The sequence below is a fragment of the Xenococcus sp. PCC 7305 genome (genome assembly GCF_000332055.1).
Taxonomy (GTDB): Bacteria; Cyanobacteriota; Cyanobacteriia; order Cyanobacteriales; family Xenococcaceae; genus Xenococcus.
Genome location: NZ_ALVZ01000057.1, coordinates 1 through 10,618, shown reverse-complemented (window position 1 = coordinate 10,618; position 10,618 = coordinate 1). Strand labels below are relative to the sequence as shown.

Genomic DNA, 10,618 nt, shown 5'->3' with positions numbered 1-10,618 from the left:
ATATAGCAATACGAAGTTAGGTTAGGACAAATTATGATCACACTGTAATCCTTCAAACACTTTGCATATTCTGGATTTTGCTTTTCCTGTTGCCTGTTGCCTATTCCCTATTCCCCAGCGCGTAGCGCTATAAGTATTAATCTATCGGCCTTTTACTTTCTGCTTATAGACAGCTTATTTACGCCCACGCCCACTAACTAGTTCACTAAATCCCTAAATCCCCACATCCCTAAATCCCTAAATCCCTAAGCGAGAAGTATTGAGAAGCGGTCAATCACCCCAATCTCAGCCCATCAGAATCACATTATCAATAACATGAATAACCCCGTTATCAGCCTCAATGTCTGCGGCAATAACCGTGGCATTTTTGACTTCAAAGTTATCATCACAATCAATAGAAATTGGCGAACCTTCTACTGACATAACAGAATCAACTTTGGCTAAATCTGCTTGCATTAATTTGCCTGAAACTACATGATAGGTGAGGATTCTCGCCAGTTGAGGAATATTTTGCACTAAGGTTTGAATTGTCCCTGGGGGCAGTTTGGCAAAAGCAGCATCATTGGGCGCAAATACGGTAAAAGGGCCAGGACTTTTCAAAGTATCAACTAAATTAGCCGCTTTCACCGCGGTGACTAAAGTGCTAAAACCTTCTGTTCCAACTGCAATATCAACGATATCAGCCATATTTTTGATAGTGATTGTAATTTGAGACTTATTGTAACAGCCCAGGTAATCTAGAGAAATCTTTAATGGGTAATGTTTAATGTTCAATGTTATGAGGATGATGTTCTATCCAATGTTTGGCAATATCAATCCGACGGCAAATCCAAACGCGATCGCGACTTTGAACATAATCAATAAAACGTGCCAACGCCGCAATTCTTCCTGGTTTCCCCACTAATCTGGCATGAAGCCCCACCGACATCATTTTAGGACTAGTTTCTCCCTCGGCATACAAAACATCAAAGGCATCTTTGAGATAGGTGAAAAAGTCATTCCCATTATTAAAACCAGGAGCAACACAATATTTCATATCGTTATTGTCGAGAGTATAGGGAATAACTAAATGGGGTTTCCCCGCAACTGTTGACCAATAGGGCAAATCGTCATTATAAGCATCAGAATCATAAAGAAATCCACCTTCTTCGACAATTAAACGGCGAGTGTTCAGACTCGGAGCATAGCGACAATACCAACCCAATGGGCGATCGCCAGTAAGCTTTTTCAGCGATGCCACAGCTTTTTGGATATGTTCTCTTTCTTCTGCTTCGTCTAATAAATGGTACCCAATCCACCGCCAACCATGACAGCAGATATCATAGCCTGCATCCACGATCGCCTGAGCTGCTTCGGGATTTCTTTCTAATGCCAAGGCTGCACCAAAAATTGTCACTTTTAAATCTTTTTCTTTAAATAAACGCATTAAGCGCCAAAAACCTGCACGGCTGCCGTATTCGTAGATAGATTCTACCTGCAAGTCTCGCATACCCTTGCCCATACTAGATCCAGGAACCTCTCGCAAGTAAATTTCTGAGGTGTCATCGCCATCGGGAATCGAATATTCCGAACCTTCCTCGTAGTTGAGGACTATTTGGAGGGCAATTTTGGCATTTCCTGGCCATTGGGGATGGGGAGGATTGGCTCCGTAACCAACTAGATCTCTGGGATAGGACATTGTTATTAAGTAATGAGTAATAGATTATTTAGTTTCAACCATAATTTTTGTTAATTGTTTTTCTGAATTAGCTGATACTGCTAGATAGATACCGAATAAAACGATGGCAAATGCCAGTAAGTTAAACAAGCTCAATTGTTCGGCAAAGATTAGCAGGGCTAAAAACGCAGCAATTACAGGGATAGACAGCATCGAGACTGCGACAAAACCGGAAGAAAATTTGGCCAAACTATAGGTTAATAGTCCTTGCCCGATCGCCTGGGAAATCAAACCCAAACCAATAATTGATAACCAGCCACTAATCGAGATGGGAAATAAATGATCTTCGGTGAGCCAAACCAGTGGCAACAAAAATACACTTCCAGCAAGACAAGTCCACTGCATAATCACCGGGGTGGTAAATTGCTTTCTTAGGTTTTCTAAAGTTAAAATGCTCACCGCAGAAAACATTGCTGCCACTAAAGCGGCTCCATCTCCAGTTAAATTGCTCTCCCCAAGCTGCAAATCACCCAGGCTAATTGCGATCGCACCTAGGATTGCCACTGTCATCCCGACCAAAAACCGTCGCGAAAATTGCTGCCGAAATACGAGCCAACCACCTAAGGTCGTAAAAATTGGCATCATATTATTAAGTAAAGTCGAATTCGCAATACTTGTTTGAGTTAACGACCAGGCCCAAAGTGCTAAAGCAATTGCAAAACTAATCCCAGCGACAAGCAATAAGGCGATCGCTTTTCCCGTATAAAGAGATTGGGGTTCAGACAAACTATCAGAATTCTTATCTCCTCGAAAAAGATTCCAAAGGATAAAGGCGATCGCGGCTACCAATAGGCGATCGCAAGTTAGGGCATTGGGTTGAATCTCTGTTTCGGCGATCGCAATTAAAATTGAAGCGATCGCAATTCCCAATAGCGCCAACGCTAAGGCCAGATAACCTATCCAGTTAGCTTCTGATCCACTCTCTTTGCCAATTTTACTGAGTTGAACTTGGGACATAAATCGAATTGACTGCATAAGTATACTGTATACAGTAAAAACCTAAATGCTGCCAACTAATGCGATCGATGATACATTTTGCCCCATCAGTATTCCCGTAATGTCTTAATTAGACATTTTCAGCCAATGAAAAATATTATCTACTGTTAAATCAAGAGCAATATCCTCCAACGCAACTGGCTTCTCCACACCTCGCAATAATTCTGGTTGTTGTCCTGGTTGCAAAACTAAAATAGAGCGATCGCTAGGATCGATTAACCAACCTAATTGACAATCATATTGTAAGCAATAGAGAATATTGCCAATCACTCGATTAGAACTTTGCTCTGGAGAAAGAATTTCTATTGTCCAATCGGGAGATAATAAAAAATCATTAGGAATTTCCCCATCCTCATCAAAAGGAATACGTGACCAGTTAAAAACTGCTATATCAGGAACAATGGAACGAGTTCCAAAAGTGCAGCGCAATTCGGGTAAAGCATAAGCAATTTTTTGGGTTTCTACTTTTTCATTGATACTATTGCAGAGCCTGAGCTGCAAACGACTATGCTTTCCTTTTGGCATGGGCTTTTGTTGAATCTCGCCATTTATATATTCGTTAGCGGGCTTAGTTTCTGGGAGCTTGAGAAATTCTTGGAGGCTAACTTTCGAAGTAGATACAACCATAGGTCCATAGTTAATAATAAATTATTTACGAAGGTGATTTCTCCGCGACCTCTTTTGGGGATAGAGCCAGTGGGAAAATAGCTTAGTCATTCTGGGCATCACCACGTAAGTCATCAGCAAAACAATAATTCCCGTGGTTATCAAACCCCCCAAGATAGCGGGTAATGACCGAAAAAGAGGCACTAAAATCACATTAGCAAGTTGAACTAAAGGGAAAATGGCTAGTAGAGTAATTACAGCCATTTTATAACGAGGTGGAGGGATAATCGGTTTCGGGGAAGGTAAGGTAAACCAAGTTTCCAAACCAGTAATCACCTTAATTGTCGGAGCTTCCAATCGTAAACTCTCAGCGCGAGCCAACCATTGACGACGACATTCCGATTCTTGCCAGATGCGAAGATTACTAGCGCGATCGAACTTAAAAATAATTTGATATTCATGATGTTCTGGAGTCTGAGGACGAAAAATGTTCGCGCCCAAATGCCCTTCAAAAGTCATTGCAGCAGCGGTAATGCCAGAAATAAATTTTTCAAAAGCTGCTTCGCACCCAGGTTTGACTTGTCGTGAGATCACAACTGTTACTGGTGGATCTCCTAAATTTTGCTCTCCCATCGAACTTTGTTTAGATAAAAGCCTAAGGCTTAAAGCTTAATGCTTAATGCTTCAAAGAGAGTATAGTTTTGTAACAAAGGCCAACTAGTAATTAAATATACAATTCTTGTCGAGAAAACTGTATACAGTATGCAATGTTGTCCCATCAATAATCAATGACTAAAAGTTAGATATTATGCTCGTCACCCAGGAAGCATTGTTTAAAAGATTTTGGTACCCAGTGATGCCAAAATCCCATTTGCTCGAACAACCCCAAGGATTTGAATTATTAGGACAGAAAATTGTTTTATGGCTAGATAATTCGGGGCAAGCTGTGGCCGCACACGATCGCTGTTGTCATCGTTCGGCACAGTTATCCAAAGGGAAAATTATCGACGGGAATATAACTTGTATTTATCATGGTTGGCAGTTTGATAGTTGTGGAACCTGTGTAAAAGTACCGCAGTTGGAAGATGGTAAACCTATCCCAAAAACATACAAAATAGAAACCTATGCCTGCCAAGAACGTTATGGTTATGTCTGGGTTTGCCTGGGTGAGCCCCTAAATGAGCTTCCTGATATTGCCGAAGCCAGTGATCCGAGTTTTCGATTGATTCCCGAGTTTTATGAAACTTGGAACTGTGCCGGATTGCGAGTTATGGAAAATGAATTGGATCTGGCTCACCCAACTTTTGTCCATACCACTACTTTCGGCAGCGAAGAGCATCCCATTCCCGATGCCATAGAAGTCACTGAAACCGACCATGGGATTCATACCAGTGCAATTTTGGGAGTAGTCAACCCAGAGCAACAGAAGAAAAACCTCAAAATGAGTGAAGGCATAACAACCAGAATCTTAGATATGGATTGGTACATGCCTTTTACCTGCAAACTGAGGATTAACTATCCCAATGGTTTGGTTCATATTGTAGTGAACACGGCCACACCGATTAATGATTCATCTTCCCAGATTGTGCAGTTTTGTCTGCGCAACGACACAGAAGCCGAGACTAAGGCCGCAGATGTCGTGGCATTTGATCGTGCGGTCACTTTAGAAGACAAAGCTATTTTGGAAAGCACTGATTACGATGTTCCTCTTGATCTTAAGCAGGAGCAACATATGATGACAGACCAGCCAGGAATTGTCATGCGGCGGAAGTTAAGCAGATTGCTCAAGGGCACAGGGAACAGTGAACAGTGAACAGTGAACAGTGAACTTTGAATTCGACACAGCAGCACTCGTGATCAAAGATACAATTTACTATTTTAAAACTGTATATAGTACGCAATACTACCTAAAGAGATTTCATAAATTTATGATTCTTTTCAACCTAACACCTAAAACCTAATACCTAACACCAGTCTTGACTAGACCATAAAGTGAGAAGTCATAAAAACATAGTCCATCTAGTAATTGGAAACTAACTTTGGAAACAGAAAACATAAAAATGGAGGCATCTCCTGCCATTGAGTCGGATTTAATTTACGGCTTAGAAGCGCGCCCGCCGTTTATCGAATCGATTTTCGTAGCATTACAACATGTATTCGCTTGTTTTGTCGGGATCATTACCCCTGGGTTAATTATATGTGGGGCGCTAGAAGTTCCCCCAGCCGACACAACTTTTATTCTCAGCATGTCTTTGGTAGTTTCGGGAATAGCGACATTTATTCAAGCCAAAAGATTCGGGCCCATTGGCTCTGGGTTATTAAGTATTCAAGGAACAAGTTTTGCTTTTTTAGCCCCCATAATTGCAGCGGGAATAGCGTTTAAAGAATCTGGGGGAACCGCAACTGATTCCCTGGGGCTTATTTTTGGCTTATGCTTTTTTGGTGCAATCATCGAAATTATTATTAGTCGCTTTCTGCATCTAGCTGGTCGCATTATTACCCCTTTGGTTACTGGTGTGGTAGTGACGCTGATTGGCCTGACTTTGATTCGAGTGGGTATTACCTCAATGGGTGGCGGTGTTCCAGCTTTGAATAATGGGACTTTTGGCAGTTGGAATTATTTAGGAGTGGCTTTTCTGGTTTTGGCCGTGATAGTTGCGCTGAATAGTCTCAACAGTAGTTTTCTGCGGATGTCATCGGTAGTGATTGGTTTGGCTGTGGGTTATTTGGTCTCGATTCCTTTGGGATTAGTCGATTTTAGTAATCTGTCCCAACTGCCATTACTGACTGTGCCAGTACCATTTAAATATGGTTTTAAATTTGATTTTGGGGCTTTTATTCCCTTTGCTTTTTTATATGTGATTACGGCGATCGAATCCATTGGCGATTTGACAGCAACCTCAGTAATTTCTGGGGAACCAATTAAGGGACCGGTCTATTTCCGTCGACTGAAAGGTGGAGTGTTGGGCGATGGCATTAATTCTATGATTGCCGCTTCTTTGAATACTTTTCCTAATACTACTTTTAGCCAAAACAACGGTGTCATTCAATTAACAGGAGTTGGCAGCCGTTATGTTGGATATTTTATTTCAGTAATTTTTGTTATTTTAGGTTTTTTCCCCATTATTGCGGGAGTTTTTCAGGCTTTACCCCAACCAGTTTTGGGTGGTGCCACAATTATTATGTTTGGTACGGTAGCAGTAGCAGGGCTGAAAATTCTTTCTACGGTCAATTTGACCAAACGTAATTCGATTATTTTGGCAGTTTCTCTGAGCATGGGGTTGGGTGTTACTTTTGTCCCAGAAATCCTCAACGCTTCACCTGCTTTAGTTAAAAATATCTTTTCCTCTGGTATCTCTACAGGAGGGATTACGGCTCTAGTCTTAAATATGATTATGCCAGGAAGAGAGTGAGATTAAGGGATGAGGGATGAGGGATGAGGGATGAAGGATAAGGGATGAGGGATGAGGGATGAGGGATGAGGAAAGAACTGACTACGTGCTCGATTGTTGGGATAATTGATAACTGAAAAAGATGTACGGATTAAAGGCAATTATTATTGGTTCGGGAATGGCAGGGCTGGCCGCAGGGATCGCGATGCGGCAGGCAGGTTATGATGTGGAGATTTATGAAAAAACACGTAAGCTGCGTCCTGCGGGGGCGGGAATTTCCCTCTGGTCCAATGGGATAAAAGTCCTCAATAAATTGGGTCTAGGGGAAAAAGTTGCAGCCATTGGTGGGCAAATGAATCGGATGGAATATCGTAGCGATCGCGGTGAAATTTTAAATGATATCAACTTGATTCCGCTAATGGAACAAGTAGGAGAAAGACCCTATCCAGTATCCCGCACCGACCTACAGCAAATGATGCTAGAAGCTTTTGGGGAATCGGATGTGCGCATGGGAATGCGTTGTGTGGAAGTGAAACAGGATGGGGAAACTGCTACGGCAATTTTTGAGGATGGAAGTAGCGCAACGGGAGATGTTGTCATTGGTGCCGATGGGATTCATTCTGTGGTGCGTAGTTATTTAACTGATAATAAGGTTGAAAGTCGTTATGCAGGTTATGTCAACTGGAATGGACTAGTTGAAGCTAGCTCTGATTTAGCAGCAAGCGATGTCTGGGTGATCTATGTGGGGCAGGGAAAACGCGCTTCGATGATGCCCGTGGGAGGAAACCGTTTTTACTTTTTCTTTGGCTGTCGGAGACCCCAGGGGACTAAGGTAGAAGCAAAGAATATTCGGGCTGAGTTACAAGAAACCTTTGCGGGCTGGGCGCAACCAGTACAAAATCTGATCGCAAAAATTGATCCAGAACAGGTAAATCGTTTAGAAATTAGTGATATCGATCCGCTGCCTAATTTAGTCAAAGGCAGGATTGCTCTGGTGGGAGATTCTGCCCATGCAACTACGCCAACTTTAGGACAGGGCGGCTGTCAGGCAATGGAAGATGCGGAGGTTTTATGCCGCTATCTGATTACGACAAATATTAGTGTGGAGGATGCTCTCCAGCGTTACGAAACCGAACGCAAGGAGCGAGTAAAACAATTGGTGTTAAAAGCTCGCAAGCGGACTGATACTATTTATAATAAAGATCCAGATTTGACTCAAGAATGGTACGAACAATTAAAGCAAGAAGAAGAGAAAGATGTGACTAATGCGATCGCGAAAATAATTTTGGGAGGCCCTTTGCATTGACCATCAAATATTGACCATTTAGCATTAATCATTTGACAGTAATGGTGGGAAAATTAACGACTCATGTTTTGGATACAGCTCATGGTTGCCCTGGGGTAGGGATTGCGATCGCGTTGTGGAAACTAAACATTAATGCAAATGCAGATTCTAAGCTATTGTTAAAGTCCATGGTAACTAACCATGATGGGCGTACGGATGAACCTTTGTTGGTTGGGGAAGAACTAGAAACGGGAGTTTATGAATTGGTTTTTACGGTGGATGAGTATTTTGCCCAGTATTCCGATTATCCTGAGCCAGTTTTTTTAGATCAAATTCCGATTCGTTTTGGCATAAGCGATCGCACAACCCATTATCATGTGCCTTTATTGGTTTCCCCTTGGTCTTATAGCACTTATCGAGGAAGCTGATTTCAGTGAACAGTGAACAGTAAACAGTGAACAGTGAACAGTGATGGAGAGTAGACAGTATTTTCTTGAGGAACTAAATAGTATGTCGCAAGAGGATTTTACGGTGGCTCTGGGAGAAATATGGGAGGAAACACCAGTAATTGCCCACAAGTCATGGCAAAGTAGACCGTTTGAGAATATTGAGGCTTTATATCAAGCTATGGTGGCGATCGTCAATGACATGAGCGAGGCTGAGCAATTGGCATTAATTAACGCTCATCCCGACCTGGGGAGTAGGGTGAAAATGGCAGAGGCTTCGGTGCAAGAACAAGCAGGAGTTGGTCTAGATCGCCTATCCAATGAAGAATACCAGCGTTTTCAATCTTTGAATCGCTCCTATAAAAACAAGTTCGGCTTTCCTTTTATTATTGCAGTGAAAAATCATACAAGAGAGAGTATTTTGACAAATTTTGAAACTCGTTTGGAAAATTCCCCAGAACAAGAAAAACAGCAAGCCTTAGCAGAAATAAGTAAAATTGCCCGCTTCCGTTTAAATTCAATTATTAAGTGAAGGCAGAGGGCAGAGGGCAGAAGGCAGAAGTTATTTTTACTAGATATCTTTATTAGTTTAATTTTCAATTTTCCCCCATTCGAGGGCAAGCAATTTTCAATTTTCAATTACCCAATGTCTCCCAAAATTATTCGTGGTTCTTTTCTCGACTTCGTTGACGATCCTTTTTTCCAATCGGAATCGGATAGCGTTCGTTATCTTCCTGATGGCTTATTGGTGATAGAAGATGGCAAAATTGCTGCTTTCGGCGCTTACAAGACATTATCTGCAAAGTATGCTGATGCCGAAGTCATTAGTTATGGCGATAAATTAATTACTCCAGGTTTGATAGATCTTCATGTGCATTATCCGCAAACAGAAATGATCGCAGCTTATGGAGAACAATTATTGCAATGGCTAGACAAATATACATTTCCCACCGAAGCCAAATTTAAAGACCCTGAATATGCCCGCACTATTGCTGCTTTCTTTCTCGAACAACTGTTGCACAATGGCACAACAAGCGCGGTAGTTCTCACGACAATCTTCCCTGAGTCAGTAGAGGTTTTGTTTGAGGAAGCTCGCGATCGCCAGATGCGGATTATTGCCGGACAAGTCTTGATGACACGCCATGCACCGGAGTTTTTAATTAACGATGCGAAGACGGCCTATGCCCAAACTCGGGAACAAATTCAGCAATGGCATGGCTTAGATCGCTTGCTCTATGCAATTACACCTCGCTTTGCCATCACCTCAACCCCCGAAGAATTAACTTTAGCTGGTAAGTTAAAAGCAGAATTCCCCGATGTTTATGTTCATACTCACTTAGCAGAAAATGTCCAAGAAGTGAAGTTTACTGCTGAACTGTTCCCTGAAAGTACCGATTATTTGGATGTTTATGAACAATTTGGGTTAGTTGGCGATCGCAGTATTTTTGCCCATTGCATTCAATTGGATGATTCGGCATTTCAAAGGTTATCTGCTGCGGGTTCTGCGATCGCATTTTGTCCCACTTCCAATCTTTTTTTAGGCAGTGGTTTGTTTAGACTAGATCAAGCAAAATCAACTGAATATCCCATCAAAGTTGGCTTAGCAACAGATGTAGGCGCTGGTACCAGTTTTTCCCAACTACAAACCATGGGTGATGCTTATAAAGTTATGCAATTGCAAGGTAAGAGTTTATCAGCATTTCAGGCTTTTTATCTCGCAACCCTCGGAGCAGCCAAAGCTTTGTCTTTAGAGGATAAAATTGGTAGTTTCGAGGTAGGAAAAGAAGCAGATTTTGTGGTTTGGGATTTACAAGCAACACCGCTAATGAAATTGCGCAATCCCCAGGCCCAATCTGAGAACTTGGAAGAGTTGGCCGAAAAAACTTTTGCCATGATGATTTTAGGCGATGAACGTACAGTCCGCGCGACCTATGTTGCTGGAGAGTTAGTTTATGAGAATAGTAATGTATAGATCAAAAAAGCGATCGCAAAGAAACTGCGATCGCTGTAATCTATCAAGACAAGATTAATTCAACCTGGGTTCGATGAGTACAAAATTTACTAGTTCTGAATAAGGACTTGGGGATTTAGGGATTTGGGGATCTAGGGAAAAGCCTATTACTTCGTGGTTCAACTTGGGAAATTTAATCAAAAGGAAAATTCGTCGAACTCACGT

The 10,618-nt window shown here is 41.9% G+C and carries 11 protein-coding genes; 6 read left to right on the top strand and 5 right to left on the bottom strand.

The genetic code is table 11. The annotated features are described in order from the left end of the window. Positions 1-285: 285 nt before the first annotated feature. From XEN7305_RS01395 to XEN7305_RS01375, 5 genes are all read right to left on the bottom strand, one after another. Positions 286-687, bottom strand: a complete 402-nt coding sequence (locus XEN7305_RS01395) for a fasciclin domain-containing protein (RefSeq protein WP_006507529.1) — start codon at positions 685-687, stop codon at positions 286-288. Between the two features lie 76 nt (positions 688-763). Beyond that, positions 764-1,684, bottom strand: coding sequence for an allantoinase PuuE (gene puuE / locus XEN7305_RS01390; protein ID WP_086020287.1), 921 nt, complete (start codon positions 1,682-1,684; stop codon positions 764-766). A gap of 18 nt (positions 1,685-1,702) precedes the next feature. Then, positions 1,703-2,674: a DMT family transporter gene (locus tag XEN7305_RS01385; protein ID WP_006507527.1), complete on the bottom strand. Its 972-nt coding sequence runs from the start codon at positions 2,672-2,674 to the stop codon at positions 1,703-1,705. Positions 2,675-2,779: 105 nt separating this feature from the next. After that, positions 2,780-3,340 carry a Uma2 family endonuclease gene (locus XEN7305_RS01380; protein WP_006507526.1) on the bottom strand — a complete coding sequence of 187 codons (561 nt, stop codon included), beginning with the start codon at positions 3,338-3,340 and terminating at the stop codon, positions 2,780-2,782. Between the two features lie 21 nt (positions 3,341-3,361). Beyond that, positions 3,362-3,952 (bottom strand): antibiotic biosynthesis monooxygenase, encoded by a 591-nt coding sequence (locus XEN7305_RS01375; protein WP_006507525.1) that lies wholly within the window; start codon positions 3,950-3,952, stop codon positions 3,362-3,364. Between the two features lie 175 nt (positions 3,953-4,127). On the opposite strand from XEN7305_RS01375, the gene XEN7305_RS01370 reads away from it, so the two are divergent. The 6 genes from XEN7305_RS01370 to guaD all read left to right on the top strand — a co-directional run bounded on the left by XEN7305_RS01370 (position 4,128) and on the right by guaD (position 10,414). Continuing rightward, the gene (locus XEN7305_RS01370; protein ID WP_006507524.1) at positions 4,128-5,132 is read left to right on the top strand and encodes an aromatic ring-hydroxylating dioxygenase subunit alpha; all 1,005 of its coding nucleotides are present in this window, start codon (positions 4,128-4,130) and stop codon (positions 5,130-5,132) included. 247 nt (positions 5,133-5,379) lie between these two features. Continuing rightward, positions 5,380-6,732: a uracil-xanthine permease family protein gene (locus XEN7305_RS01365; RefSeq protein ID WP_006507523.1), complete on the top strand. Its 1,353-nt coding sequence runs from the start codon at positions 5,380-5,382 to the stop codon at positions 6,730-6,732. Between the two features lie 121 nt (positions 6,733-6,853). Then, on the top strand, positions 6,854-8,017 hold the full coding sequence (gene hpxO / locus XEN7305_RS01360) for an FAD-dependent urate hydroxylase HpxO (protein WP_006507522.1): 1,164 nt from the start codon (positions 6,854-6,856) through the stop codon (positions 8,015-8,017). Between the two features lie 41 nt (positions 8,018-8,058). Next, a complete protein-coding gene (uraH, locus tag XEN7305_RS01355) occupies positions 8,059-8,424 on the top strand; it encodes a hydroxyisourate hydrolase (protein WP_006507521.1) in 366 nt (121 codons plus the stop codon). Positions 8,425-8,506: 82 nt separating this feature from the next. After that, positions 8,507-8,974, top strand: coding sequence for a 2-oxo-4-hydroxy-4-carboxy-5-ureidoimidazoline decarboxylase (gene uraD, locus XEN7305_RS01350; RefSeq protein WP_006507520.1), 468 nt, complete (start codon positions 8,507-8,509; stop codon positions 8,972-8,974). 114 nt (positions 8,975-9,088) lie between these two features. Then, complete coding sequence (gene guaD, locus XEN7305_RS01345; protein WP_006507519.1) at positions 9,089-10,414, top strand: guanine deaminase; 1,326 nt, start codon at positions 9,089-9,091, stop codon at positions 10,412-10,414. Positions 10,415-10,618: the final 204 nt, after the last annotated feature.